The organism is Bradyrhizobium sp. MOS001 (assembly GCF_004634465.1).
Taxonomy (GTDB): domain Bacteria; phylum Pseudomonadota; class Alphaproteobacteria; order Rhizobiales; family Xanthobacteraceae; genus Bradyrhizobium; species Bradyrhizobium barranii.
This window is the reverse complement of record NZ_SPVJ01000013.1, coordinates 119739-144616: the sequence shown is the minus strand read 5'-3', so window position 1 is coordinate 144616 and position 24878 is coordinate 119739. Positions and strand designations below refer to the sequence as shown.

25 protein-coding genes are annotated in these 24878 nt (G+C 64.1%); 16 read left to right on the top strand and 9 right to left on the bottom strand.

The genetic code is table 11. The features are described 5' to 3' along the window. Positions 1–101: 101 nt before the first annotated feature. From CT676_RS19015 to CT676_RS19005, 3 genes are all read left to right on the top strand, one after another. Positions 102–1565 carry a GH1 family beta-glucosidase gene (locus CT676_RS19015; protein ID WP_135215166.1) on the top strand — a complete coding sequence of 488 codons (1464 nt, stop codon included), beginning with the start codon at positions 102–104 and terminating at the stop codon, positions 1563–1565. 276 nt (positions 1566–1841) lie between these two features. Next, positions 1842–3074, top strand: coding sequence for an acetyl-CoA C-acetyltransferase (locus tag CT676_RS19010; RefSeq protein ID WP_135215165.1), 1233 nt, complete (start codon positions 1842–1844; stop codon positions 3072–3074). 281 nt (positions 3075–3355) lie between these two features. After that, on the top strand, positions 3356–3658 hold the full coding sequence (locus CT676_RS19005) for an HU family DNA-binding protein (protein ID WP_014493658.1): 303 nt from the start codon (positions 3356–3358) through the stop codon (positions 3656–3658). A gap of 72 nt (positions 3659–3730) precedes the next feature. Here CT676_RS19005 and CT676_RS44090 read toward each other — a convergent pair whose 3' ends face one another. From CT676_RS44090 to CT676_RS18990, 4 genes are all read right to left on the bottom strand, one after another. Continuing rightward, on the bottom strand, positions 3731–3886 hold the full coding sequence (locus CT676_RS44090; protein WP_167768089.1) for a hypothetical protein: 156 nt from the start codon (positions 3884–3886) through the stop codon (positions 3731–3733). A gap of 5 nt (positions 3887–3891) precedes the next feature. Beyond that, entirely contained in the window at positions 3892–6285 is a 2394-nt protein-coding gene (gene lon, locus CT676_RS19000; protein ID WP_135215164.1) for an endopeptidase La, read from the bottom strand. An 8-nt stretch (positions 6286–6293) separates the two neighbouring features. Beyond that, positions 6294–6677: an Hsp20/alpha crystallin family protein gene (locus CT676_RS18995; protein WP_014493661.1), complete on the bottom strand. Its 384-nt coding sequence runs from the start codon at positions 6675–6677 to the stop codon at positions 6294–6296. A 187-nt stretch (positions 6678–6864) separates the two neighbouring features. Continuing rightward, positions 6865–7434 carry a ferritin-like domain-containing protein gene (locus CT676_RS18990; RefSeq protein WP_063982009.1) on the bottom strand — a complete coding sequence of 190 codons (570 nt, stop codon included), beginning with the start codon at positions 7432–7434 and terminating at the stop codon, positions 6865–6867. Between the two features lie 145 nt (positions 7435–7579). Here CT676_RS18990 and CT676_RS18985 point away from each other — a divergent pair, with 145 nt between their 5' ends. The 3 genes from CT676_RS18985 (at position 7580) to CT676_RS18975 (ending at position 10828) form a co-directional block, all read left to right on the top strand. After that, complete coding sequence (locus CT676_RS18985; RefSeq protein ID WP_135215163.1) at positions 7580–8203, top strand: MarC family protein; 624 nt, start codon at positions 7580–7582, stop codon at positions 8201–8203. A 170-nt stretch (positions 8204–8373) separates the two neighbouring features. Next, a complete protein-coding gene (locus tag CT676_RS18980; protein WP_193560895.1) occupies positions 8374–9027 on the top strand; it encodes an L-fuculose-phosphate aldolase in 654 nt (217 codons plus the stop codon). A 13-nt stretch (positions 9028–9040) separates the two neighbouring features. After that, a complete protein-coding gene (locus CT676_RS18975) occupies positions 9041–10828 on the top strand; it encodes a chloride channel protein (RefSeq protein WP_135215162.1) in 1788 nt (595 codons plus the stop codon). A 66-nt stretch (positions 10829–10894) separates the two neighbouring features. On the opposite strand, the gene CT676_RS18970 is transcribed toward CT676_RS18975, so the two are convergent. Next, entirely contained in the window at positions 10895–11152 is a 258-nt protein-coding gene (locus CT676_RS18970) for a DUF2798 domain-containing protein (protein ID WP_014493668.1), read from the bottom strand. Between the two features lie 289 nt (positions 11153–11441). Here CT676_RS18970 and CT676_RS18965 point away from each other — a divergent pair, with 289 nt between their 5' ends. The 4 genes from CT676_RS18965 to CT676_RS18955 all read left to right on the top strand — a co-directional run bounded on the left by CT676_RS18965 (position 11442) and on the right by CT676_RS18955 (position 14969). Continuing rightward, complete coding sequence (locus tag CT676_RS18965) at positions 11442–11837, top strand: hypothetical protein (protein ID WP_135215161.1); 396 nt, start codon at positions 11442–11444, stop codon at positions 11835–11837. 272 nt (positions 11838–12109) lie between these two features. Next, positions 12110–13267 carry an AI-2E family transporter gene (locus CT676_RS45280; RefSeq protein WP_244623199.1) on the top strand — a complete coding sequence of 386 codons (1158 nt, stop codon included), beginning with the start codon at positions 12110–12112 and terminating at the stop codon, positions 13265–13267. Positions 13268–13293: 26 nt separating this feature from the next. Beyond that, the gene (locus CT676_RS45275) at positions 13294–14031 is read left to right on the top strand and encodes a hypothetical protein (RefSeq protein ID WP_244623198.1); all 738 of its coding nucleotides are present in this window, start codon (positions 13294–13296) and stop codon (positions 14029–14031) included. Positions 14032–14468: 437 nt separating this feature from the next. Further along, the gene (locus CT676_RS18955) at positions 14469–14969 is read left to right on the top strand and encodes a hypothetical protein (protein WP_071911727.1); all 501 of its coding nucleotides are present in this window, start codon (positions 14469–14471) and stop codon (positions 14967–14969) included. A 532-nt stretch (positions 14970–15501) separates the two neighbouring features. On the opposite strand, the gene CT676_RS18950 is transcribed toward CT676_RS18955, so the two are convergent. Continuing rightward, positions 15502–15717, bottom strand: coding sequence for a hypothetical protein (locus CT676_RS18950; RefSeq protein WP_085405705.1), 216 nt, complete (start codon positions 15715–15717; stop codon positions 15502–15504). Here CT676_RS18950 and CT676_RS18945 point away from each other — a divergent pair. From CT676_RS18945 to uraD, 5 genes are all read left to right on the top strand, one after another. Beyond that, entirely contained in the window at positions 15698–15943 is a 246-nt protein-coding gene (locus CT676_RS18945) for a hypothetical protein (protein ID WP_135215160.1), read from the top strand. The two genes, CT676_RS18950 and CT676_RS18945, sit on opposite strands and share 20 nt — an antisense overlap. A 27-nt stretch (positions 15944–15970) precedes the next feature. Further along, entirely contained in the window at positions 15971–16258 is a 288-nt protein-coding gene (locus tag CT676_RS18940) for a hypothetical protein (RefSeq protein ID WP_085405707.1), read from the top strand. 89 nt (positions 16259–16347) lie between these two features. Further along, positions 16348–16761: a DUF3830 family protein gene (locus CT676_RS18935; RefSeq protein WP_014493672.1), complete on the top strand. Its 414-nt coding sequence runs from the start codon at positions 16348–16350 to the stop codon at positions 16759–16761. Next, positions 16762–17697, top strand: coding sequence for an allantoinase PuuE (puuE, locus tag CT676_RS18930; protein ID WP_085405709.1), 936 nt, complete (start codon positions 16762–16764; stop codon positions 17695–17697). A 5-nt stretch (positions 17698–17702) separates the two neighbouring features. Continuing rightward, positions 17703–18590 (top strand): 2-oxo-4-hydroxy-4-carboxy-5-ureidoimidazoline decarboxylase, encoded by an 888-nt coding sequence (gene uraD, locus CT676_RS18925; protein ID WP_135215159.1) that lies wholly within the window; start codon positions 17703–17705, stop codon positions 18588–18590. Here the strand turns inward: uraD and CT676_RS18920 are convergent. Both CT676_RS18920 and CT676_RS18915 read right to left on the bottom strand, forming a co-directional pair. Continuing rightward, entirely contained in the window at positions 18587–21313 is a 2727-nt protein-coding gene (locus CT676_RS18920; protein ID WP_135215158.1) for a molybdopterin cofactor-binding domain-containing protein, read from the bottom strand. The two genes, uraD and CT676_RS18920, sit on opposite strands and share 4 nt — an antisense overlap. After that, complete coding sequence (locus tag CT676_RS18915) at positions 21310–22137, bottom strand: FAD binding domain-containing protein (protein ID WP_135215157.1); 828 nt, start codon at positions 22135–22137, stop codon at positions 21310–21312. Before CT676_RS18915 ends, CT676_RS18920 begins: the two co-directional genes overlap by 4 nt. 151 nt (positions 22138–22288) lie before the next feature. Between CT676_RS18915 and CT676_RS18910 the strand changes: the two genes are divergently transcribed. Continuing rightward, the gene (locus CT676_RS18910; protein WP_135215156.1) at positions 22289–23638 is read left to right on the top strand and encodes an 8-oxoguanine deaminase; all 1350 of its coding nucleotides are present in this window, start codon (positions 22289–22291) and stop codon (positions 23636–23638) included. A 108-nt stretch (positions 23639–23746) separates the two neighbouring features. On the opposite strand, the gene CT676_RS18905 is transcribed toward CT676_RS18910, so the two are convergent. Continuing rightward, positions 23747–24823, bottom strand: coding sequence for a BMP family ABC transporter substrate-binding protein (locus CT676_RS18905; RefSeq protein WP_038957603.1), 1077 nt, complete (start codon positions 24821–24823; stop codon positions 23747–23749). Positions 24824–24878: the final 55 nt, after the last annotated feature.

Genomic DNA, 24878 nt, shown 5'->3' with positions numbered 1-24878 from the left:
TTCTGCATTTTTGCATCCGAAAGTCCCGGAACTCCCGCTTTTCAAGCTGCTTCCGACACGCCATTGTGCCGCCGCAACAATCGTCTCAAGGGGCAGTATCAATGTCGGACAAGGTTTCGCGTCGCCAGTTTGCCAAGCTGGCGGGATTGTCCGCAGCCGGAATCGCAAATCCGCTGGAGGCCGCCGAGACCAAGCCGGCACCGGCGCCGCGGGGCGTGGACGGCTTTCCGGCGGGCTTTGTCTGGGGCACGGCGACCTCGTCCTATCAGGTCGAGGGTGCGGTCGACGTCGACGGGCGGGGGGCTTCGATCTGGGACAAGTTCGTGCGCATCCCCGGCAAGATCGAGGACGGCACCACCGGCGATCGCGCCGTCGAGCATTATCAGCGCTACAAGGAGGACATCGCGCTCATCAAGGAACTCGGCTGCAAGGCCTACCGCTTCTCGGTGGCATGGCCGCGGGTGTTTCCGGACGGCGACGGCAAGCCGAACCCGAAGGGGCTCGACTTCTACAATCGTCTCGTCGACGAGCTCCTCAAGAACGGCATAGAGCCGTGGCTGACGCTTTATCACTGGGACCTGCCGCAATCGCTCCAGGATCGCTTCGGCGGCTGGCGCTCGACCGAGACCTGCAAGATCTTTGGCGACTATGCGGGCTATGTCGCCGAGCGCCTGACCGATCGCGTCAAGAACGTGTTCACGCTGAACGAGAGCGGACGTTTCGTCCAGTTCGGCTATGGCCTCGGGATCGACGCGCCCGGCGTGACGCTGCCGCAAGCCGAGGTCAACCAGGTCAGGCATAACAGCGCGCTCGCGCACGGGCTCGCGGTGCAGGCGGTGCGGGCGCACGGCCGCCGCGGCACCAGGGTCGGGCCGGCCGAGAATATCGACGTCTGCGTTCCCGCAATCGACACGCCCGAGCATGTCCGTGCGGCCGAGATCGCGCTGCGCGAGATGAACGCCGGCTATCTCAACGTCATCATGACGGGCCGGTATACCGACGCCTTCCTGAAATACGCGGGCGCCGATGCGCCGAAATACACCGACGCCGAGCTGAAGATCATCTCCTCGCCGGTCGACTTCCTCGGCCTCAACATCTACGCGCCGCAGAACTATGTGGTGCCGTCCGACCAGGGCGCGGGCTTCATGCCGCTGCCGATCCCGAAATCGTTCCCGCACATGAACTCGAACTGGCTCCGCGTCGCGCCCGAGACGATCTACTGGGTGCCGAAGCTGGCCGCAAAGATCTGGAAGACGGATGCGATCTACATCAGCGAGAACGGCACCTCCGGCGACGACGTGGTGACGCCCGACGGCAAGATCTACGATACCGACCGCATCATGTACCTGCGCAACTATCTCGCGCAGCTCCAGCGCGCCACCGCCGAGGGCGTGCCGGTGCGCGGCTACTTCCTCTGGAGCCTGCTGGACAATTTTGAATGGGTGTTCGGGCTCAACAAGCGTTTCGGGCTCTATCACGTCAATTTCGACACGCAGGTGCGTACGCCGAAGCTCAGCGCGACCTTCTACCGCAACGTGATCACGAAGAACGCGGCGGGGGCGTAGCTTTCTCTCCCTCTCCCGGATTTTCCGCCGCGCGTAAAATCCGACCTCTTCCCGCAGGCGGGGCGAGGTGACGCAAGATCGCGCGGCCACGGCCGTTTAGCCTGACAGGCCAATCGCTTCGCCGGTATCGCCGCGCCTCATGCGGAACCCGCGTTTCTACTGTGCATGGGGTTGTTTTTCAGTTTTTGCGCGGAGGCTGCGCAGCACCGCACGTTGACTCACCTCTCCCCCTGATTCAAAACGCCCATCAACACGCATAACAAGAGGACAACGCCAATGGCTGACGCGCTGATCATCGATGCCTGCCGGACCCCGCGGGGCGTCGGCAAGGCCGGCAAGGGAGCACTCTCGGGCATTCATCCGCAGCAGCTCGGCGCGACCGTGCTGCGCGCGCTCGCCGACCGCACCGGCATCGACACCGCCGACGTCGACGACATCGTCTGGGGCTGCAGCGCGCAGGTCGCGACCCAAAGCGGCGACCTCGGCCGCATGTCGGCGCTCGATGCCGGCTACGACGTGCGCGCCAGCGCGGTGACGCTGGACCGCTTCTGCGGAAGCGGCATCACCAGCGTCAACATGGCGGCGGCCTCGATCATGTCGGGCACCGAAGACCTCGTCATCGCCGGCGGCTGCGAGATGATGTCGATGGAAGGACGCCGCGGCGGCGGTCCGATGATGATGGACTCCGGCAATCTGCGCCTGCGTGCGCGGCATCCGCAGTCGCATCAGGGCGTCTGCGCCGACGCGATCGCGACGCTGGAAGGCATCACGCGAAGCGACGTCGACGCACTCGGTCTCGAAAGCCAGAAGCGCGCAGCGCAGGCGATTGCCGGCGGTCACTTCAAGAAGAGCCTCGTGCCCGTGCATCGCGAGGACGGCAGCCTCGCGCTCGATCATGAAGAGTATCCGCGGCCGCAGACCACGATGGAAGGGCTGAGCGCATTGAAGCCCGCATTCCCCGCGATCGCCGACTATGCGCTCGACGACAAGGGCACGACCTATCGCGGGCTGATCCTGCAGAAATATCCGGACCTGAACATCGACTTCATGCATCACGCCGGCAATTCCTCCGGCGTCGTCGACGGTGCCGCCGCGATCCTGCTCGCATCGCCCGCTTATGCCAGCGCGCACGGCCTGAAGCCGCGCGCTCGCGTCGTCGCGATGGCCAACATGGGGGACTCGCCGACCCTGATGCTGAACGCGCCGGTGCCGGCCACACGCAAGGTGCTGGCGAAGGCGGGGCTCTCCATCGACGACATCGACCTGTTCGAGATCAACGAGGCCTTTGCGGTGGTGGCGGAAAAGTACATCCGTGATCTCAAGCTCGACCGCGCCAAGGTCAACGTCAATGGCGGCTCGATCGCACTCGGCCATCCCATCGGCGCCACCGGCTCGATCCTGATCGGCACCGTGCTCGACGAGCTCGAACGGCGCGACCTGAAGCGCGGTCTCGTCACCATGTGCGCCGCCGGCGGCATGGCTCCCGCCGTCATCATCGAGCGCGTCTAGCCTTATTTTTCAGCGTGAATCGCGACCGGCCTTTCACAAAGAGGCCGGTCGTCGCTTGTCGAAAGCAGCGAATCAGCTTTAGCAAGGCGGCGTGCGGGCCTTTGAAACAAGGCAAAAACCGCTGCCGGAGGCTCCTTCCGCTCTGGAAGCCGCTGAAAAGCAGGGTTTTTTGCCTCAGAGGGCCAAAAAAGCCCGTAAAATCGCGACAAAACTGTGCAGAAGGCTCTGGGCCTTCAACGGTTGGTCTAATATGCAACCGGCAACGAATCAGAGGAGACACGATGCCAACCCAAATGTCCAAATCGCAGCTGATCGAAAAGATTGCGACCGCCACCGAGCTTTCCAAGCGCGACGTCAAGAGCGTCATGGAGACGCTGACCGACGTCGGTCACAAGGAGCTCAAGAAGAACGGCCTGTTCCTGGTGCCGGGCTTCGCCAAGTTCGTGGTCATCAAGAAGCCCGCGACCAAGGCGCGCAAGGGTACCAACCCGTTCACGGGTGAAGAGATGATGTTCAAGGCCAAGCCGGCCCGGAAGATCGTCCGCGCCCGCCCGGTCAAGGCCGCCAAGGACGCGGTGGGCTAACAACGCAAAGGCCCCCTCGGCTAGGAGGGGGCCTTTTGTTTGGGGCTGCCGCGAGGGCTTGAGACGGAGGGCTCAACCCTTGCGGCGCTTCACCCGGACCGGAACGGGCTGAAGCCGCGGCCCTGGTGCCGCCAGCGCATCGCGAACCCGGTCGATAGCACGGTCGAGCAGCTGACGCAGCCGCTGCGTCTTCCGCGATCGCTTCGCCTTTTCCAGCAGTCTCTTCATCGCCTTCACTCCGCCGCTTCGACCTTGGCATCAGCCGGCTCGAGCGCTGCGGCGATGGCCTCGTCGACGCGCTCCAGCCAGATGAATTCGAGGTTGTCCCGCGCGCTCTTCGGGATGTCGTCGTAGTCCCGCTTGTTGCGTGCCGGCAGCATCACCCGCTTCAATCCGGCGGCGGCCGCAGCCACCACCTTCTCCTTGATGCCGCCGACCGGCAGCACCAGGCCGCGCAGCGAGATCTCGCCGGTCATCGCGGTGTCGCTGCGCACCGTGCGATTGGTGAGCAGGGACGTCAACGCCGTGAACATCGCAACGCCCGCGCTCGGTCCGTCCTTCGGGGTTGCGCCCGCCGGCACGTGAACGTGGATGTCGCTCTTCTCGAACACCGACGGATCGATGCCGAGCTGCGTGGCCTTGCTCTTCACCAGCGTCATCGCAGCCTGCACGCTCTCGCGCATGACGTCGCCGAGCTGGCCGGTCAGGATCATGCCGCCCCGGCCGGGCACGCGCGAGGCCTCGATGAACAGGATGTCACCGCCGACCGGCGTCCAGGCGAGCCCGGTGGCGACGCCCGGAATGCTGGTCCGCTGCGCGATCTCGCCCTCGAAGCGCGGCTGGCCGAGCACGGTGGCGATGTCCTTCGGGCTCACCACGACCTTGGCAGCCGTGCCCTCGGCGATTTGCACCGCGGCATGGCGGAACACCTTGCCGATCTCGCGCTCGAGGTTGCGCACGCCGGCTTCGCGGGTATAGCCCTTGACGACCAGCTTCAACGCCTCCGGCTCGATCTCGGCCTGCTCGGCCGTCAGGCCGTTGGCCTCGAGCTGACGACGCACCAGGTAGCGGCGCGCGATCTCCAGCTTCTCCTCCTCGGTGTAGCCGGCGAGGCTGATCAGCTCCATGCGATCCAGCAGCGGACCCGGAATCTGGTCCAGCATGTTGGCGGTCGCGATGAACACCACGCGTGACAGGTCGAACGGCACGGCCAGATAGTTGTCCCGGAACGTCCCGTTCTGCTCGGGGTCGAGCACCTCCAGCATGGCGGCCGAGGGATCGCCCTGCACACCACGGCCCATCTTGTCGATCTCGTCCAGCATCATGACGCAGTTCCGCGTGCCGGCCTTCTTGATGCCCTGGATGATGTTGCCGGGCAGCGCGCCGATATAGGTGCGCCGGTGACCGCGGATCTCGGCCTCGTCATGCACGCCGCCGAGGCTGACGCGCACGAAGGGGCGATCCATCGCGCGCGCGATGGACTGGCCGAGCGAGGTCTTGCCGACGCCGGGCGGGCCGACGAAGCACAGGATCGGCGCCTTGCCATGCGGAGCGAGCTTGCGCACCGCCAGATATTCGATGATCCGGCCCTTGATCTTCTCCAGGCCGAAATGGTCGGCATCGAGGATGCGGCGTGCCTCCTTGATGTCGATCGGCTTCTCCGCGGGCAGCGCCCAGGGCAGCTCGATCAGCCAGTCGAGATAAGTGCGGACCATGCCGGACTCACCGGCAGCCTCGGGCATGCGTTCGTAGCGGCGCAGCTCCTTCTTGGCATGCGCCTCCGCTTCCGGCGGCATGTTGGCCTTGGCGATGGCAGCCGTCAGCTCAGCGACCTCGGCGGCCTTGCCGTCACCTTCGCCCAACTGGCGCTGAATGGTGGCCATCTGCTCGCGCAGGATCGCCTCGCGCTGACGCTCGTCGAAAGAAGCCTTGGTCTTCTGGCCGATCTCGTTGGAGATGCGCAGCACCTCCAGCCGCTCGGCCAGATGCTTCGACACCTTCTCGACGCGCAAAGCGAGGTCGATGGTCTCCAGCACCTCCTGTTTGTCCTGCGGCTTGATGTCCATGAACGAGGTCGCCAGGTCGGCCAGCGCGCCGGGCGCGGTGGTGCTCTGGAACATCGCGACCAGCTCGGGCGGCGCCTGCGGCAGCAGCTCGACCGCCTCGATGGCCTGGCGCTGCAGATTCAGCGCGCGCGCCTCGATCTCGGGCGAGCTCGTGGTCGGCTCGGGGATCTGCTGGAAACGCGCGGCCAAGAACGGTGTTCCCGGCAGGAAGTCGAGGATGCGGGCGCGCTGCACGCCCTGGCAGACGATGTGATGCGTGCCGTCGGGCGCGGTGATGTAGCGCACGATGTTGGCGATGGTCGCGACCCGGTAGAGATCGTCAGGTCCGGGCTCCTCGATCTCGGGGCTGCGCTGCAGGACGATGCCGACCGGCCGCTGCTCGCGCAGCGCCTGCTGCGCGGCGGCGATGGACTTCGCCCGGCCGATCGCGATCGGCGCGATGGCGCCGGGAAACAGCACCATCTCGCGCACCGGGATGACGATCAGCGCGTCTTCGGGAATCTTCACGTCGGGATTATTTTGGGAATTGGCTTGTGCGGTATTCATCTGCTCGGTGGCCATGATCGACCTCAGGATTTGGCGAGGCGCAGCGCGACGCAGCCGTCCATCACGAAGCGGCTGATGGCGTAGCGGCCGACGGGAAGCGCGATGCGCCGCTCGAAGCGGCCCTGCGGCAGCTCGAGCCGGTGGATGCGGGCGTTGCGAAGCTCCGGCGGCAGCGTGCGCTGGCCGGAGATGACGAGCACGCCGTCGAGGATCACCGTCTCGACATTGTCAGGGTTGACGCCGGGAAGCGCGACCAGGATCAAAAGCTCATGCTCGGTCTCGAGCACGTCGATCGGCGGCTCCCAGCAGGCTTCCTGGCGGCCGAACTGCTGCCGCAGCCGTTCGGCGCGGGTCAGCGAGTCCAGGGCTTCGGACAGCATCCAGTCGAGGGGATTTTTGGGTTGCATGGCAAAACTCGGGGAAGGCGCTGCGGTTGGAAAACGAGCATATGGGGACGGTTCCCCAAAATTCCAGCATCGCGCGTTTGGAGCATGCCTGGCCTCTCCAACCGGAAGAGGCCCTTGTCGTCGCACGCTTCGACGCCGCGGGGATATTCCGCGGCATCGAAGGCAACAGTAGGGCGCGTCGCGCCGATCAGGCCGCGGCGCGGTACTCCTCTTCCGCTTCGAGGTTGATGACCGAGGTCGCGAGCTCGGTCAGCGTGTGATCGGTCGCCTCTTCCTCGTCCAGCGTCTCCTGGAGCAGCCTTGCCGCGTCCGGCATGCCGAGCTCCTCGGCCCAGGTGCGCAGCGTGCCGTAGCGGGAGATCTCGTAGTGCTCGACGGCCTGAGCGGCCGCGAGCAGGCCGGCGTCGAGGGCAGGGGCGTTCTTGAAATCCTTCATGATCTCGGCGCCCTCGTCGGTGATGCCGTTGATCGCTTCGCAGGGCTTTCCGCGGGCCGGCTTGCCCAGCATCTTGAAGATCTGGTCGAGCCGTTTGACCTGGCCTTGCGTCTCGCGCAGATGCTTGTTGAAGGCGGCGGCAAGGTCCTTGGAATGCGCCGCCTTGGCCATCTTCGGCAGCGTCTTGATGATCTTGTTCTCGGCGTAATAGATGTCCTTCAGCGTCTCCAGGAACAGGTCGCTCAACATCTTCGGTGCCTGACGCGGACGGCGCGCCGCGGTCTTTTTCGCGTTCGCACGTTTCTTCGCTCGTTTAGCCATAAATCCTCCTCTTGAGGCGACACGGGAAGGGCGATGCCTTCCTCAATCCTCGCGCGACCAAGACTCTGCGAGGGCAAATGTTCCTCGCGAAGGCCTCCTCCAGCGGTTATGGATTGCGGCTGCACCTCGCGTGAGACCTACCCGCATGCTCGACTTCGCCCTGTCCGCCTTCGTGACGCTGCTGCTGGTGGTCGATCCCGTCGGCCTTGCGCCGGCCTTCCTGGCCGCGACCGGAGGCATGCCCGACAAGGTCAAGCGCACGATCGCGCTGCGCGCGCCGCTGATCGCGGCCTCGATCCTGGTGGTGATCTCGCTGGCCGGAAACTGGCTGTTGCGCCAACCCGGGATCGGCATCCCCGCCTTCCAGATCGCCGGTGGACTGCTGCTGTTCGGCGTGTCCTACCAGATGATCTTCGGCGACCGTCCGCATCGCGAGGCGCGCGAGGCCGACAAGGCGACCTCGGAGCACGCCTCCGACGTCGCGGTGTTTCCCTTGGCCATCCCGATGATGGCCGGTCCCGGCGCGATCGCGACCACGCTGCTGCTGACGGGCAATGCCGGCTACGGGGCCAAGCTCGCGATCATCATCGCGGTCGTCTCCGTCTGCCTGCTCTGCATGCTGTGCTTCGTCTCCGCGAGCCTGATCGCGCGCACCCTCGGGCGCACCGGAAATGCCGTGCTCTCACGCGTGCTTGGCATGCTGCTCGCGGCCTATTCGGTGCAGTTCGTGATCAACGGAATTGCGGCCGTCCGGGCGAGCTTTTCGTAAACCTGCGACAATCTGCTAATATACTGATTTTACAACTGGTTTCTTGATGTAACGGTACAGCCGACAAGGCAGCGGCCAATCCCGGCCGCTTTCTCTTGCGCTGCCACATTGCTTTGACGTACTCCCGGTCTAACAAACGCTCATCGCCAAAAAGTCGAGATGAAATCGGGATGTCGATGACAGCGGACGAGCTCGCAAAGCGACAGGCCATAATCGACGCGTGCCGCCGCATGAACGCGCTCGGCATCAACCAGGGCACCTCGGGCAATATCAGCGTCCGGCATGTGGACGGGCTCCTGGTCACGCCGACCAGCGTGCCCTATGACGCCATGACGCCCGACCAGATCGTGTTCATGGCGATGGACGGCTCGCATGCCCCCAGTCAGAAGCCCTCCAGCGAGTGGCGCTTCCACCGCGACATCCTGAAATCGCGGCCCGACGTCAACGCCGTCGTCCACGCTCATCCGACCTATTGCACCATCCTGGCGATCATGGGCATGGAGATTCCGCCCGTGCACTACATGATCGCGGCCGCCGGCGGTGACAGTATCCGTTGCGCACCCTATGCCACCTTCGGAACGGCGGAGCTGTCCGAGCACGCGCTGCGGGCGCTGGAGGGCCGGCTCGCCTGTCTGCTCGACCATCACGGCATGATCGCGGTCGGCAAGACGCTGGACAAGGCGATGTGGCTCGCCGTCGAGGTCGAGACGCTGGCGCGGCAGTATCACGGCTGCCTCCAGATCGGAAAACCGCCACTGCTGTCGAGTGCCGAGATCGAGCGTGTCAGCCAGCGCATGGCCGGCTACGGCATGTCGGAAGGTTAGGGCGGGCAAAAAGGTGTTCGCGCGGATCAGACACATCGCCGATCGCAAGGGATCGAACCGCGTCATGGTTCGCCTGCGCGCGCTCTTGCGCAGCAACGAGTTCTACCTGATCCCGCTGGCGCTCGTGATCGGCACGCTTACGGGTGCCATCGTGACGCTGATGGCAGAGATCGCGCAGATTGCCCACATGGTGATCTACGGCATTCCCGTCGACGTTCGCCTATCCGCCCACGCCCGGGTCAGCCCCTGGGCGGCCCTCATCGCGCCCGCGCTCGGCGGACTGGCGCTCGGTATCATGGAGTGGTGGCGGCGGCGGCTGAAGATCTCCAACGCGGTCGACCCGATCGAGGCGAACGCGCTGCGCGGCGGCAATCTGTCGATGCGCGACAGCATGGTGGTGTCGAGCCAGACGCTGATCTCGAACGGCTGCGGCGCCTCGGTCGGCCTTGAGGCCGGCTACACCCAGATCGGCTCGGGTATCGCCTCACTACTCGGCAAGTTCTTCAATCTACGCCGCAACGATTTGCGCCTGATCGTCGGTTGCGGCGCTGCCGCTGCGATCGCAGCGGCGTTTGGCGCGCCGATCACCGGCGCGTTCTATGCCTGCGAGCTGATCGTCGGCGTCTATTCGGTCGGCAGCGCCGCGCCGATCCTGGCGGCCTCGCTTGCTGGCGCGCTGACCGCGCAATGGCTCGGCGGCGCGCCGTACTCTATCGAAATACCGAAGGTCAGCGCGGTCGGCGTCGAGCAATATCTGGCATTGATCGGGCTTGCGCTCATTACCAGCGGCGTCGGCATCGCCGTGATGCGGTCGTCTTCGATGTTCGAGCGCCTGTTTGTCTGGCTGCCGGTCTGGCTGCGCCCGGTGATCGGCGGCCTTATCGTCGGCAGCTTTGCCATCGTCACGCCGCAGGTGCTCGCGGCCGGCCACGGCGCCATGGTGCTCGATCTCTTTCACGACATGACGATCGGCCTGATCGCGATCATCATCGCCTTGAAGGTGACGGCCTGCCTGATCTCGCTCGCCTCGGGTTTCCGCGGCGGTCTGTTCTTTGCCTCGTTGTTCGTCGGCAGCCTGATCGGAAAGTTCTTCGCTGCGGTTCTTTTGCTCATCAGCCCGGAATTCGTGATCGACCCGCTGGTCGCGATGCTGACGGGTATGGCGACGCTCGGCGTCGCCATCGTTGGCGGCCCCTTGACCATGTCGTTCCTCGTGCTGGAAATGACTCGCAATGTCGACGTCACCGCCGTGGTGCTGGCAGGCTGCATCGTCACCTCGATCTGCGTCCGCTTCATGTTCGGTCATTCCTTCTCGACATGGCGCCTGCATCTGCGCGGCGAGACCATCCGCAGCGCCAACGACGTCGGCTGGCTGCGCAACCTCACGGTCGAGCGGCTGATGCGCTCCGACGTCGGCAAGGTGCCATCGACCACGACGATCGCCGCCGTGCGCGGTGAATTCGCGCTGGGCTCGCGGCCCGGCATCGTCATCGTCAACAATGCCGACGAATATGTCGGCCTCGTCCTGCTGCCCGACCTGTTCTCCAGCGATCTCGACAGCATCGCCGACGACATCCAGGTGATCGAGCTCGCCCGCCTGACCGAGATCGTGCTGATCCCGGAAATGAACGTGAAGTCGGCGATGGCCGTGTTCGACGAGGCGGAAGCCGAGATGCTGGCGGTGGTCGATTCCACCGACAGCCGCAAGGTGGTCGGCTTCCTCACCGAGACGTTTGCCCGCCGCCGCTATGTCGAGGAGATCGACAAGGCAACGCGCGGCGTGCTCGGGGCGCTGTCGTAGGATCACTCCCGCAGGCGCAATCATGGAAGCGGGACGGCGTGCTTCGTGTGCCGCCGTCCGCGCCGGCTATCGGCCTGGTTGAGATGGGGAAGCGACGACGCACGCCACGATCCGTCGGACCAGTGGCAGCACCATCAGCAGCGTGGGAAAGGCGACGAGCCATGACAGCGCCCAGGCGCCCGGCCAGGTCGCGAGGAACGCCGGCGTCGCGCCGAGGCTCCGGAGCGTCGAAATGACCGACACCACGGCCGTCATGAGGATGGACAGCACAAATGGCATCACGATCGGCGCATAGCGCGCCGGCAGTTTGCGAACCGCAATCATCTGATTTCTCTTGAGGAAAAGGACGCGTCAGTCACGTTGAACCTGCGAAAATGCATCGATCCCGACGGCGTCGGTTGATGCGTTGGTTCACGTGAAACGCTTACGGCGACCGAAAAACGGCGCGGCTGTTCATTATCCGCTCAGGTTGAGTGGTTCAAGCTGCATCTGGTCGTTCGGTTTACAATCGTTCGAAGCGTGGCAGATTGCCGCGATCACGAAACTTTTCAATGGTTTGCACGTTGTGGATCGTTTCATATTTTGACTTTGAGCGAGAGCAAAGGACGGTGAGATGAGCGATAGGCCCGTAAATTCCAGGTTTGGCCGCAACACCGCATTGGCTGCGTTTGCGAGTCTGGCTCTGGCGACAGCTTCCGTCTCGCCCTCGTCTGCGGCAGCGGCCGGTTCGCCGACCGTCAGCGCGAACTCTGCGACGTCTAGCAGATCCGTTGCGACCGATTTCAGCGCCGCCCGCCGCCACCGCTACTATCGCCGGGGTCCAAATGCGGCAGGGCTTGCCTTCATGGGCGTGGCGGCAGGTCTGATCGGAGGTGCGATCGCAGAGAGCCGGCGCCAGGAGTACTACGAGAATCGCTATTATGACGGCCCGGGTCCTTACTATGGTGGTCAGGGATATTATGGCGGCGGTCCCTATTACGGTCCGCGTGGCTACTATCAGCCTTATTAGGCGCCTGTTCTCGCCGTAGCCCGGATTGCACGGAGCGTGTCATCGTGCGGCGGCTTCGCGCCGACCCGTTGGCTCCGTCCGGGCTACGCGTCTCTGTGTTGCCCGACGGCAAAATACCCGAGAGGGCGTCAACCCGCGCGCTATGAGACGAGCTAGCGACATTGAACGGCATGCTCGGGCTGTCGGAACAAGTTCGTTCGGTGTAGGATGGTGTCGCGAAGGAGAATTCACCCACGTATGGGATGAATGAGCCGCGCCATGGAAGACGCGCCATGGAAGAGAAATCTCCTCAAATGAGATTGGCACAGCCGCGGGGGACTGTGCTGACGAATATGGCCGTCGCAGCGTTGATAATTGCTGCGCTCTATTTCGGTCGTGAAATTTTTGTTCCCTTCGCGTTAGCAGTTCTCCTGAGTTTCGTTATGGCGCCCTTCGTGATGCGCTTACGTTCCTGGCGAATTCCGCGCACGATTTCTGTGCTGGTGGTCGTCTTCATCGGATTCTCGATCATATTTAGTCTAGGCGGTCTTATGGTTTCGCAGGCGACCCGGCTCGCCACCAAGCTGCCAGGCTATCAACAAACATTGAGTGACAAGATCGAAAGCCTGCGCGGCTTAATGGGCGGCGGCTCTGGAACATTGGAGCAGGCGTCGACAGTTCTGAAAGAATTGAAGACAGAGTTGCAGAATCGAGATGGGGCCGGTCGACCTACTGACGGCGAACTCACCAGACAGCCCTCAGACAAGCCGATACCCATACCCGTTGAGGTAAGGCAACCCGATCCTGGTGCTCTGACGACGTTTGGCGCAATCATCCAGCCACTGATTTCACCTTTAACGACGACAGGGATCGTCGTGATCTTTGTTGTCTTTGTCCTGCTGCAACGGGAAGATCTGAGGAATCGGCTTGTCCGACTGGCCGGATCCGCGGATATTCAACGCACGACTGCGGCCCTGGACGACGCCGGTAAGCGTCTGAGCAAGCTCTTTCTTACCCAGATCGCGTTCAATGGCGTGTTCGGTCTTGCAATAGGCTTAGGTCTTGAATTCATCGGTGTCCCCTCGGCTCCGCTATGGGGTCTGATCGCGATGATTATGCGATTTGTACCGTATATCGGTGCATTGATATCTGCGGTATTCCCTCTCATTCTCGCGGCGGCGGTGGGCACGGGCTGGCAGATGCTGATACTTACGGCGGCATTGTTCGTCGTGCTTGAGTTGCTCGCAGGACAGGTCCTCGAACCCTTGATTTTTGGGCATAGCTCGGGTCTTTCCCCGATTGCAATTATCCTGTCAGCGTCATTCTGGACGTGGCTTTGGGGGCCGGTCGGACTGGTGTTGGCCACGCCCTTAACAATTTGTCTCGTCGTCCTTGGGCGGCATGTCGATCGCCTCAAATTTCTTGACGTTTTGGCGACCGACCACCGCTGACGCCGCCGCAACTGGCTTATCAACGAATGCTGGCGGGAGATCCCATTGAAGCGGTGGAACAGGCACATGAATACCTGAATGACTCGTCGCTTGAGAATTATTATGACGACATCCTCTTGAAAGGCCTGAGACTCGCGGAGGCCGACCGTCAATTGGGTCACCTCGATCAGGACCGATTAAATCGGGTAGTCTCAACGGTGGAAGAATTGGTCGCTGAGCTGGGGGCACACCATGACGTGGAAGCAACAGGACCCAGTTCCCCGGATCTAAGCTCAAGCCCCGGAGCTGCCATTACATTCGAGCGAGCAGGCTCCGAGCATGCTTTGATTCCGGAGCCGCCGACCTCGTCTATTTCGGTCGTTTGCATCCCTGGTGCCGGGCGACTCGATGAGGCGACGGCGCTTGTGCTGGCGCAGCTTCTGCGGTACCGCGGGATTCAGGCAATTGCGGAAAAGGCTGATGCTTCATCAATGTCGAAATTGCTTTCGCTCGAATTGGCGAACACCGCGCTTGTATGTGTCTGCTATCTGAGTCAGCCGTCCACCGCCAAGATTCAGCACGTCGTTCGAGGGCTCAGTAAAAGGATTGGCGCAACCCGTATCCTGTTCGCTTTGCTGGGAACGGGAGCCGCAGAAACGGTGGGAAACGCTTCCAACGCGTTGGTAGCAAGCGGGTCGTTCGGTGCAGCCTTGGAAGCAGTCGTTCACGTGACCTCCGCGCAACCTGATGCGTCGGATCAGGCGAAGGCAGCTGCTCCGGCGTAAAAACGAATCTTTTGCTCCTCTGGATTGCCGGGCGTCGCTGAGCGACCATCCGCATCGGTCACCGGGTCCTGCGGAGAGCAAAAGGATGGGCGGGGACCGCGCGACGGTGACACTTGCGAATATTTGCCATCGCGCACCGCACATTTGGCCGGACCCAAAAGCTTCAGCAGGGACAATAGCGATCATTGCGACACGCGCGTGGAATGTCCACTCACGCCTCACAAGCAAAACATTCAGTTTGCACGGCCGCCATGACCCTTTGACCTAGGTCAATACTCTCAACGTGGGTTTACCTTGGAAGTAGCAACTATCGGAGCGACTGCACTCTTCGCCTGTATCTTGTGCGTAACGCCGATATCGCTCTTATGTCGCGCAAGCGAAACGTGTCGTGGTCTGTGGCAAGCAGCCTGAGCTAATCACGCAAGGAGGAGCTGTACATGGGTATCCTTGACGAGTTAATGGGCGGTGGGCAACGCCAGAAAGAGTATCGGGATTTCGTTGATCGATACGAACAAGGAAATCCGTCGGAGGGTTATTCCGATCAAGAGGTTCTCAAACGGTATGGTGATGTGTCACACGCCGTGCCGTCTGACCAGTACGCGCAGGCAGCGATAGAAGCGTTGGGCAAGCTTTCGCCGGAAGAACGGGCGGCGTTCGTGAAGATGCTGCAGGAGCGAGCCGCCGCGCGCGGCGTGGCGCTACCGGGACAAGTGGCCCCCGAACCGAAGGAACTGGGCGAGGTGCTCACCGATCTGCATGGGAGGCCCGGTCAGCTCCGGGATATCCTCGCCAGTGGCGATGCCCAGCCTCACGAGCAAGCCCAACCGTCGAACCCGATCATCGACATACTTGCGTCCCCGCAGGCAAAGGCCGTGCTCGCGGGGATCGCGGCCATGGTGGTCAAGCGTGTCATGCAGGGTTCATCCCGAACCGCGTAGCGCATGCGAGGCCCGCAGCCAAAGTCCGGTTGGGGTCATTCGGTTGACCTACCGGCAAGTCCGGGCAAGGTTCGCTATGCCGCCAAAAAAGCGGAAGCGAGTTATCCTGTCGCGACGCAACAGGAATGAACACGATGACCGAGAGCGACGGCCCGCCCATCGCCAAAGGGTCTGCGACTGTCAGCGCGTCGGCCATTGGTGCGTCTGCAGCACTCGCTGTCATCGCCCGGCTTGACCGGGCGATCTAGCATTCCAGAGAGGGCTGTGATCGAGCCGAGAGGCCGCGGCGTACTGGATTCCCCGCCTGCGCGGGGAATGACAATGGCACTTGGAGGACGCCGCCGCTGCCTCATACTCCGTCTCGTGCCCCGGACGCAGCGCAGCGCTCTTGCGGTGTGCTGCAGAGCCGCAGCCCATGTCTCCGCATTCTACCGTGTCGCTTTCTCGGTCCCGGCTCTGCGCAGCAACGCTTGCGCGTTGCAGCGCGTCCGGGACACGAGAGACGTCGCAGCAACCGCGTTCTACGCCCGTATCACCGTCCCGCCGGTGCCGACAGCGCGCCGTTGGCGTAGCGCTGCCAGTCGGGTGTGGTCGGCTGCGACGGCCAGAACGCGTTGGAGTCGCGGACCGACTGGGTGATCGGGGCGGGGTGTGCCTTGCTTCTGTGGTGGCGGTCGCTCGCGGCGGCGGTCTGGATGGTGGCGGCGGCAATCAGGGTGGCGCCGAGAATGGCAAAGGTCTTTCGCATGGTTGTTTCTCCCGTGACGGCGATTCAGGCTGCGAGAAAAATGTCGCCTGTGTTCGCGGTCGTGGCTGACATGGCGATGTGTCCTGCCGAATATCAGCCGGGCCGGTTTCACGATCCGAAGCGCGGCCATCACGTTGGGGCGAGCAAATTTTCTAGCGCCGGCCAAATATTCGGCAATCGCGCCCGCAGCGCCGGTGGACTTGCCCCCGGCAATCCGGTTCAATGAGGCGAATTGAGTTCTCAGGCGACAACGATGTCGAAATATCTGCTGGTCCTTGTCCTGATCGCCTCGCCGGCGGCCGCGCAGGTTAAGCTCACGCCAAAGACCTCGGCAGCGCATCCAGACCCGTGCGCCCCGATCGGGCGGACCGCGGACGGCAAGCTGGTCTACTCCATGAAATGCGAGAACCTGCCGGCGCCGCCTCCACCTCCGCCACAGGCGGAACTGAAGGAGGCGCCCCCTTCGGCCGCGCCTGCCGCCGAGCCCGAGCCGGAGGTGCGGCGGAGTGGTATTTTCGGCTGGTCCTACGACCGCAGATGACGGGCCGCGCCACTTGCGCGAAGCCCGATGGAATGCTCTTTGCTTGAAAATTCCCCGTGGGCCTTTGGCCCCCGATCCAGAGAGATGAGATGAGCAAACTCGTTATCCGCGCCGGCGACTTCACCTTCGATGCCCGCTTCGAGGAGCAACTGGCGCCCAAGACCGTCGCTGCGTTCCGCAAGGCGCTGCCGTTCGAAAGCCACATCATCCATGTGCGCTGGAGCGGCGAGGGCGTGTGGATGCCGCTCGGCGATCTCGATTTCGGCGTCGGCTACGAGAACCACACCAGCTATCCCGCGCCGGGTCAGATCATCCTCTATCCCGGCGGCATCAGCGAGACCGAGATCCTGCTCGCCTATGGCGGCGTGCACTTCGCCAGCAAAATGGGCCAGCTCGCCGGCAACCATTTCATCACGCTGACCTCGGGCCTCGAGAATCTCGCGACCCTCGGCAAGAGCGTGCTGTGGAAGGGCGCCCTGCCGATCCGCTTCGAGGAAGTCTGAGTGACGGATACTCGCTACCCGCGCGATCTCCGCGGTTACGGCCGCAACCCGCCGCATCCGCAATGGCCCGACAATGCGCGGGTCGCGGTGCAGTTCGTCGTCAATTTCGAGGAGGGCGGCGAGAACAACATCTTGCACGGCGATCGCACCTCGGAAGCGTTTTTGTCCGACGTCCTCGGCGCGCAGCCCTGGCCAGGCAAGCGTCACGCCAATATCGAGTCGATGTTCGAATATGGCTCGCGCGCCGGCTTCTGGCGGCTGTGGCGGGTGTTCAACGAGCGGAAGTGGCCGACCACCGTGTTCGGCGTTGCCACCGCGCTGAAGCGGAATCCCGAGATTGTCGCGGCGATGAAGGAGTCAGGCTGGGACATCGCAAGCCACAGCCTGAAATGGATCGAGCACAAGGACATGACCGAGGCGCAGGAGCGTGCCGAGATCGCCGAGTCCATTCGCGTCCACACCGAGGCGACGGGCTCGCGGCCGCTCGGCTGGTACACCGGGCGCTCCTCGATCAACACCAACCGCCTCCTGATGGAGGAGGGCGGCTTCCTCTATCTCTGCGACTCCTATGCCGACGATCTGCCCTACTGGGTCAAGGGCGCGAACGGCAAGCAGCTCATCATTCCCTATACGCTTGACGCCAACGACATGCGCTTCATCAACCCGCAGGGGTTTGCCGAAGGCGAGCAGTTCTTCACCTATCTGAAGGACGCCTTCGACGTGCTCTATGCCGAGGGCGAGACCGCGCCGAAGATGATGTCGGTGGGGCTGCACTGCCGCCTTGCCGGCCGGCCCGGCCGTGCCGCGGGACTGATCCGCTTCCTCGACTATATCGGCAAGCACGATCGCGTCTGGGTGCCGACGCGGCTCCAGATCGCGCAGCACTGGCACGACAAGCATGCCCATCTTGCCGCCGACGCATTCGAGATCGGGTGAGGACGATGGCGCAAATCTCGCTCGCCGATCTCAATGCTGCTGATAAGGCCAGCTTTGTCGCGGCCCTCGCCAACGTCGTCGAATATTCACCGTGGATTGCGGAGAAACTCGCCGGGCAGCGCCCGTTCGCCGGTATCAACCAGTTGCACTCAGCGCTGATGGCAGCGATCCAGAGCGCCGAGCCCGACGTGCAGCTCGCGCTGATCCGGGCGCATCCCGATCTCGCCAACAAGACCCAGCGTGCAGCGGGGCTCACTGCAGAATCGACCGACGAGCAGAACAGCGCCGGCCTCGACCGGCTGTCGGAGGCCGAATACGCGGCGTTCGAGCGCGTCAACAATGCGTACCGCGACAAGTTCGGCTTCCCCTATATCGTCTGCGTGCGCCGTCACACCAGGGATTCCGTGCTGCGCGACTTCGAGACGCGGCTGCGCAATATCGCCAAGACCGAGACGCGGCGTGCGATCGAGGAGATCGGCCGCATCTCCGCGCTGCGGCTCGATCAGCTCGTCGTCGCCGACGACAAGCTGAAAGTGCATGGCCGGCTTTCCACGCATGTGCTCGACAATCACGCCGGAAAGCCTGCAGCCGGCATCCCGGTGGAGCTCGTCGAGCTCGCGAGCCTCGGTGAGAGCCGCGTGATCGCGCGCGCAATCACCAATGCCGATGGCCGCACCGACCAGCCGCTGATCGGCGGCCGTCCGCTGCCGATCGGCCGCTACGAGCTCAAATTCAGCGTTGCCAAATATTACGCCGAGCGCAACGTGCCGCTGTCAGACCCGCCGTTCCTCGACGAGATCCCGCTGCGCTTTGCGATCAGCGAGCCGGAAAGCCACTACCATGTGCCGCTGCTGGTCACGCCGTGGAGCTACTCGACCTATCGCGGAAGTTAATTCCCAAACTTCTCGTGCAGCGCCGGAAACAGCCGGTCCGGCTTGAACGGCGGCGCGGTGAAGCGGATGCCGGTGGCATCCGCGATCGCATTGCCGAGCGCGGCGGTGACCGGATTGTACGGGCTCTCGCTCATCGACTTGGCGCCGAGCGGCCCGATCGTGTCGGAGGTCTCGGCAAAGAAGACCTCCGTGCGCGGAACGTCTGCGAAGGAGGGCAGGTGGTAGTCGCGGAATTTCGGGTTGGTGACGCGACCGGTCGCGTCGATCACCATCTCCTCGTAGAGCGCCGCCCCGATTGCCTGCGCGACGCCGCCCTCGACCTGGCCGCGGCACTGCATGGGATTGGCGACGACGCCGGCGTCCGCCGCCTGCACGCTCCGGAGAATCTTGATCTCGCCGGTGCCCTTGTTCACGGCGACGCGAAAGCCCTGGACGTTGAAGCCGACCGAGCGCGGCGTCCCCTCGGAATTGCCGCGGGCCGCGAACGGCTGCCCGCGTTCGCGCGCAAGCTTCGCGAGTTCTGCAAACGACATCCGCCGGACGCCGCTGACGACGGCTTCGTCGTCGAGCGTGCAGCTCGCGGCGTCGCACAGCCAGGCGCTGGCGGCCACCGCTCTCAGCTCGGTCGCAAGCTGCATAGCGGCTGCATGCGTTGCCTTGCCGGCAACGAAGGTGCCTGCACTGCCATAGGCGCCGGTGTCGTGACCGCCATGGGCGGTATCGGACTGGCGCAGGCAGATGCGGTCGACGGTGGTTGCGAGCGTCGTCGCCGCGATCTGCCGGTGCACGGTGCTGGTGCCGTTGCCGAACTCGGCGGTGCCGACGGTGAGGTCGAAGCCGCCGTCGTCGTTGAGCGCGATCATCGCATCCGCGAGATGGCCGGCCGGCGGCACCGTGTCGATCATGGTCAGTGCCACGCCGTCGCCGATCAGCCACTCCGGCGTCAGGTCCGGCTGCGGGCCATCGGCCTGCATGGCGCGTTCGACGAGGTCGAGGCACTGGTCGAGCCCGTAGGAGCCATAGAGCACGTCGTGAAATTCGGACGGCGGCGGTGACAGCATGGGATCGCCTGGTTTGACGACGTTGCGCCGGCGCATGTCGTAGGGGCTGATGCCGAGCTGCCGTGCCAATTCGTCGATCGCGGCTTCGATCGCGATCTGCGTTTGAGGCAGGCCGTAGCCGCGAAACGCGCCCGACGGCACCGTGTTGGTGTAGACGGCGAAGCCGTCGACCTTCTTGTTCGGACAGTTGTAGACGGCGATGGACTCGGACAGCGAGTGGAACATCACGGGGCCGGCATGATTGCCGTAGGCGCCGGTGTTGGAGAGCACCTCCAGCTGGAGCGCGGTGAGCCGGCCGTCGGCATCGGCACCGGCCTTGATGTGGACCCGCATCGGATGCCGCGTCGAGGTCGCGATGAACTGCTCCTCGCGGGTCAGCTCCAGCTTGACCGGTCGTCCGGTCTTGAGCGTCGCGAGCGCCAGAATGTCCTCGACGAACATCTCCTGCTTGCCGCCAAAGCCGCCGCCGACGCGTTCGCAGAACACGCGGACCTTGTCCATGGGGAGCCCAAAGATGTCCGACAGCGCGCGGCGGGTCAGGAACGGCACCTGCGTCGAGGTGCGGACATTGAGCACGCCGGAAGCGTCGAGCCAGGCGAGGCCGCCATGGGTCTCCAGTGCCGCATGCTGCACGCGGTGGCTGTGGAAGGTGGCCTCATAGGTGACGGCGGACGTGGCGAGTGCCGCCGCCACGTCGCCGTATTCGCCGTGCGTCTCCGCCGCGAGGTTACGCTGGGGATCGGCGATGCGGTTCGCGGTGGTGCGGTCAGGATGAATGACAGGTGCACCCGGTACCATCGCCTGCTCCGGGTCGATCAGCGCAGGCAGGATTTCGTAATCGACCTTCAGCCGCCGGCACGCCTCCTCGGCGGCGGCCTCGCTCTCGGCGACGACGGCGGCGACCTTCTGGCCGATGAAGCGGACGACGTCATCGAGGATGCGGGTATCCTCCGGATCCATCCAGTCCTTCTCATGCCGCGCGGTCGAGATCAGCACCGACGGCGCATCCTCATGCGTCAAGACCGCGTGCACGCCGGGCACGCGTAGCGCGTCCGACTTGTCGATCGCGACGATTTTCGCGTGGGCGTGCGGCGAACGCTGCAGCTTGATGTGCAGCAGGCCGTCGATCTGGGTGTCGAAGGTGTAGCGCGCCTTGCCGCGCACGACGTCGGGGCCTGCCGGGGCCGGAAGGCTGCGGCCGAAGGCAGCGCCGGCCTCGACGCTCTCCTCGACATTGGTCTTGCCGAGCAGTGCGTCCTCGATCGAGCGATAACCGGTGCAGCGGCAGATATTGCCCTTCAGCGCCGATCCGAGGTCGGTGCGCTGCGCCTGGTTCAGCGAGGCGCAGGTCAGGATCATGCCGGCGGTGCAGAAGCCGCATTGGAAGCCCTGCGCATCGAGGAAGGCCTGCTGCATCGGATGCGCGCCGTGGTCGCCAGCGAGGCCTTCGATCGTGGTGACGGCGCGCCCTTCGGCGCGGAACGCCGGGATCAGGCAGCTATGCACCGGCTCGCCGTCGAGCAGCACGGTGCAGGCGCCGCAATCGCCGGCATCGCAGCCCTTCTTCACGCCGAAATGGCCGAGCTCGCGCAGGAACGTGCGCAGGCACTGGCCGGCGCGCGGCTCTTGCGGGAACGTCTTGCCGTTGACCTCGAAACTCATGACGACGTCGTCCCCACGAGTTCGCCGCGAATCTCCTCGGCGAGCCGTAGCGTCATATGCTTGCGCCAGATCAGCTTGCCGTGGATGTCAGTGTGGTACAGATCATCCGGGATCTGCTGCGCGATCGCGTCGCGAAGCGCGCCCGCGTCCGGAGCCTTCTGAAAGGACAGCTGGATCGGTCGCACGGTCGATGCGGTCACCGACAGCGTCAGCGTGCCATCGCTATCCAGGCTGCCGATCAGAAGCGCCGCAGAGCGGCCGACCGGCGCCAGCGAGATCTGGCGAAAGGCCGTGCGGCGCTTCAGCGCGGCAACCGGGATATCGATCTGCCGGATCAGGTCGCCTGGCGTCAGGCGGTTGCGCTGGTTGCCGGTGACGAAGTCGACGACGGGTATCTTCTCTTCACCGCCGTTGGCCTTCCAGATGATGCAGACGCCGTCCAGCGCTGATGTGAGCGAGATCATCGGTCCCGCCGGCAGCGACATGCAGAGATTGCCGCCGACGGTCGCGGTCTTCCAGATCTTGAATGACGCAAGGAACGCCCGGCAGCACTGGCCGATCAGCGGGGCTGCGAGCCAGTCGGGCGGGCAGGCGAAACCGTCGAGCTGCGTGATAGTGCAGGTGGCGGAGATGGTGAGATGGGTGTCGGTGATCGTGAGCGCCGGCCATTTCAGGTCAGTGAGATCGATCAGCCGCTTCAGGTGGACCTGGGGCTCCGAGAACAGCCAGGTGCCGCCAGCGAGCCAAGCATCACCTTCCCCCCAGGCGGGCAGCTGCGCGCGCGTTTGCGGATGGGCCACCGTCGTGATGGTATTCAGATCCATGGCTGCGCCAAAGCTTCCGCCCGGTGAATCGTACAGATGAGTCTTGCAAGACCGGAGCCAAGTCGCAACAAGCAAGTCGTAGCATGAAGGTGATCGGGCCCACGGCCGCCTTGCCGGCCTTGTCATCAGCGGATGTGAGGAGACCACGATCATGAGCGATGCAAAGCCGATCTGGATCAGGGATCCCCTTGCCATCCTCGCTGATGGTGCCGAGCGCGGGATCGTGGTGAGTGATGGCCGGATTGTCGAGCTCGTGCCGGCCGGTGGCAGGCCTGCGACGGCGGATGTCGCGGTGTTCGACGCGGGCGAGCATGTCGTCCTGCCGGGCCTGATCAACACACATCATCATTTCTACCAGACGCTGACGCGGGCGCTGCCGGCGGCGATGGACCGCGAGCTGTTTCCCTGGCTCCAGGCGCTCTATCCGGTGTGGGCGAGGATGACGCCTGAAGCACTCGAGCTCGGCGTCACCGTGGCGATGTCCGAGCTCCTGCTCTCGGGCTGCACCACCACAACGGATCACCACTATGTGTTCCCGGCGGGGCTCGAGGAGTCCGTCGACATCGAGGTCGCAGTCGCAAATCGGCTCGGTGTCCGGGTGCTACTCACGCGCGGCTCGATGAACCTGTCGCAGCGCGACGGCGGCCTGCCGCCTGACGGCGTCGTACAGGACGAGGACACGATCCTCGCCGACAGCGCGCGGGTGGTTGCAAAGCATCACCAGCGCGGCGCGGATGCGATGGTGCAGATCGCGCTGGCGCCATGTTCACCTTTCTCGGTGACGACGTCCCTGATGCGCGCCACCGCCGATCTCGCCAACAAGCTCGACGTCCGCCTGCACACCCATCTCGCCGAGACCGAGGACGAGACCAAATTCTGCCAGCAGATGTATGGCTGCCGTCCGCTCGACTATCTCGAGCAATGCGGATGGCTCAATGCGCGGACCTGGCTCGCCCACGGCATCTTCTTCAATGCGGAGGAGATGAAGCGGCTCGGCAAGGCGAAGACGACCATCAGCCATTGCGCGTGCAGCAATCAGATTTTGGCGTCGGGCTGCTGCCCGGTGTGCGAGATGGAGGAGGCCGGTGTCGGCATCGGCATCGGCGTCGACGGTTCGGCGTCGAATGACGGATCGAACCTGATGCAGGAGGTGCGGGCGGCGTTCCTGCTGCAGCGGGCGCGCTACGGAGTGGCCAAGGTCAGCCACAAGGATGCGCTGCGCTGGGCGACCAAGGGCTCGGCGGCCTGCGTCGGCCGGCCGGAACTGGGTGAGATCGCCGTCGGCAAGGCTGCCGATCTCGCCCTGTTCAAGCTCGACGAGCTGCGCTTCTCCGGTCACGGCGATCCGCTGGCCGCGCTGGTGCTGTGCGGGGCGCATCGGGCCGACCGGGTGATGGTGGCGGGACAATGGGCCGTGATCGACGGCGCGATCCCGGGACTGGATGTTCCCGATCTCATTCGCCGCCACAGTTCCGCGGCGCGGGCGATGCAGGCGGGATAATCCGGGCAAAAAGAAAGAGGGGGCGACCACAAGTGCCGGGTGCTTCTGGCCACCCCCTCCGAACCTCCTCCGGGAGGAGCAGGTGATCTAGGCAATGCAAGAAGCGTGCTACTTGCCCGGAAGCTTGTCGTCGATGCCCTTGACGTAGAAATTCATGCCGAGGATCTGGCCGTCATCGAGGTGATCGCCACCTTTGCACTCGACCGGCTTGCCGTCCTGCCCAATGACCGGGCACTTGAACGGATGCAGCTTGCCCGCTGTGATTGCGGCCTGGGCATCCTCGGCGAGCTTCTTCACGTCGTCAGGCATGTTGGTGTAGGGCGCCATCGCAAACATATGGCTGTCGAGGCCACCCCAGCTGTCCTCGGACTTCCAGGTGCCGGCGAGCTCGGCCTTGACGCGCTCGATGTAATAAGGGCCCCAGGTGTCCAGGATCGAGGTGAGCTGGGTCTTCGGCCCGAACTTGATCATCTCGGAATCCTGGCCGAAGGCGAGCTTGCCGCGTTCGCTGGCAATCTGCATCGCCGCCGGCGAATCCGTGTGCTGCATGATCACGTCGGCGCCCTGGTCGATCAGCGCCTTGGCGGCGTCGGCCTCCTTGCCCGGGTCGAACCAGGTATTGGCCCAGATGATCTTGACCTTGATATTCGGGTTGATGGTCTGCGCCGCCAGGATCGTCGCGTTGATGCCGGAGACGACCTCCGGAATCGGGAACGAGCCGATATAGCCGAGCACGCCGGACTTCGACATCTTGGCCGCGATCAGGCCCTGGATGTAGCGGCCCTGCCACCATTTGGCCGAGTAGGTCGACATGTTCGGGTTGCGCTTGTAGCCAGTGGCGTGCTCGAAATGCACGTTCGGATATTTCTTGGCGACTTTCAGCGTCGGGTCCATGTAGCCGAACGAGGTCGTGAAGATCAGCTTGTTGCCGGCGCGGACGAGCTGCTCGATGGAGCGCTCGGCGTCGGGACCTTCGGGCACGTTCTCGAGATAGGTGGTCTCGATCTTGTCCCCCAGCTCCTTCACCAGGGCCTGGCGCGCGAGGTCGTGCTGGTAGGTCCAGCCCAAGTCTCCGATCGGACCCAGATAGATGAAGCCGACTTTCAGCTTGTCGGCGGCGGAGGCTGCGCTGACGCTTCCGGCAAGCAAAAGCCCGGCAGCCAGCGCAAGAAGTGATTTCCTCATCATCAATCTCCAAACATCAGGGGACAGCCACGATCCGCAACGTGCGCGCCCCATC

What these genes read in the sequence shown, in the direction of transcription:
- CT676_RS18905 (WP_038957603.1), bottom strand. Translation starts at nt 24,823, where the DNA reads ATGAGGAAATCACTTCTTGCGCTGGCTGCCGGGCTTTTGCTTGCCGGA.
- CT676_RS18915 (WP_135215157.1), bottom strand. Translation starts at nt 22,137, where the DNA reads ATGGATCTGAATACCATCACGACGGTGGCCCATCCGCAAACGCGCGCG.
- CT676_RS45275 (WP_244623198.1), top strand. Translation starts at nt 13,294, where the DNA reads ATGCTGGCGGGAGATCCCATTGAAGCGGTGGAACAGGCACATGAATAC.
- CT676_RS18940 (WP_085405707.1), top strand. Translation starts at nt 15,971, where the DNA reads ATGTCGAAATATCTGCTGGTCCTTGTCCTGATCGCCTCGCCGGCGGCC.
- CT676_RS18985 (WP_135215163.1), top strand. Translation starts at nt 7,580, where the DNA reads ATGCTCGACTTCGCCCTGTCCGCCTTCGTGACGCTGCTGCTGGTGGTC.
- CT676_RS19010 (WP_135215165.1), top strand. Translation starts at nt 1,842, where the DNA reads ATGGCTGACGCGCTGATCATCGATGCCTGCCGGACCCCGCGGGGCGTC.
- CT676_RS19015 (WP_135215166.1), top strand. Translation starts at nt 102, where the DNA reads ATGTCGGACAAGGTTTCGCGTCGCCAGTTTGCCAAGCTGGCGGGATTG.
- lon (WP_135215164.1), bottom strand. Translation starts at nt 6,285, where the DNA reads ATGGCCACCGAGCAGATGAATACCGCACAAGCCAATTCCCAAAATAAT.
- CT676_RS19005 (WP_014493658.1), top strand. Translation starts at nt 3,356, where the DNA reads ATGCCAACCCAAATGTCCAAATCGCAGCTGATCGAAAAGATTGCGACC.
- CT676_RS18970 (WP_014493668.1), bottom strand. Translation starts at nt 11,152, where the DNA reads ATGATTGCGGTTCGCAAACTGCCGGCGCGCTATGCGCCGATCGTGATG.
- CT676_RS18945 (WP_135215160.1), top strand. Translation starts at nt 15,698, where the DNA reads ATGGCAAAGGTCTTTCGCATGGTTGTTTCTCCCGTGACGGCGATTCAG.
- CT676_RS44090 (WP_167768089.1), bottom strand. Translation starts at nt 3,886, where the DNA reads ATGAAGAGACTGCTGGAAAAGGCGAAGCGATCGCGGAAGACGCAGCGG.
- uraD (WP_135215159.1), top strand. Translation starts at nt 17,703, where the DNA reads ATGGCGCAAATCTCGCTCGCCGATCTCAATGCTGCTGATAAGGCCAGC.
- CT676_RS18935 (WP_014493672.1), top strand. Translation starts at nt 16,348, where the DNA reads ATGAGCAAACTCGTTATCCGCGCCGGCGACTTCACCTTCGATGCCCGC.
- CT676_RS18950 (WP_085405705.1), bottom strand. Translation starts at nt 15,717, where the DNA reads ATGCGAAAGACCTTTGCCATTCTCGGCGCCACCCTGATTGCCGCCGCC.
- CT676_RS45280 (WP_244623199.1), top strand. Translation starts at nt 12,110, where the DNA reads ATGGAAGAGAAATCTCCTCAAATGAGATTGGCACAGCCGCGGGGGACT.
- CT676_RS18955 (WP_071911727.1), top strand. Translation starts at nt 14,469, where the DNA reads ATGGGTATCCTTGACGAGTTAATGGGCGGTGGGCAACGCCAGAAAGAG.
- CT676_RS18980 (WP_193560895.1), top strand. Translation starts at nt 8,374, where the DNA reads ATGTCGATGACAGCGGACGAGCTCGCAAAGCGACAGGCCATAATCGAC.
- CT676_RS18920 (WP_135215158.1), bottom strand. Translation starts at nt 21,313, where the DNA reads ATGAGTTTCGAGGTCAACGGCAAGACGTTCCCGCAAGAGCCGCGCGCC.
- CT676_RS18965 (WP_135215161.1), top strand. Translation starts at nt 11,442, where the DNA reads ATGAGCGATAGGCCCGTAAATTCCAGGTTTGGCCGCAACACCGCATTG.
- CT676_RS18910 (WP_135215156.1), top strand. Translation starts at nt 22,289, where the DNA reads ATGAGCGATGCAAAGCCGATCTGGATCAGGGATCCCCTTGCCATCCTC.
- CT676_RS18995 (WP_014493661.1), bottom strand. Translation starts at nt 6,677, where the DNA reads ATGCAACCCAAAAATCCCCTCGACTGGATGCTGTCCGAAGCCCTGGAC.
- CT676_RS18990 (WP_063982009.1), bottom strand. Translation starts at nt 7,434, where the DNA reads ATGGCTAAACGAGCGAAGAAACGTGCGAACGCGAAAAAGACCGCGGCG.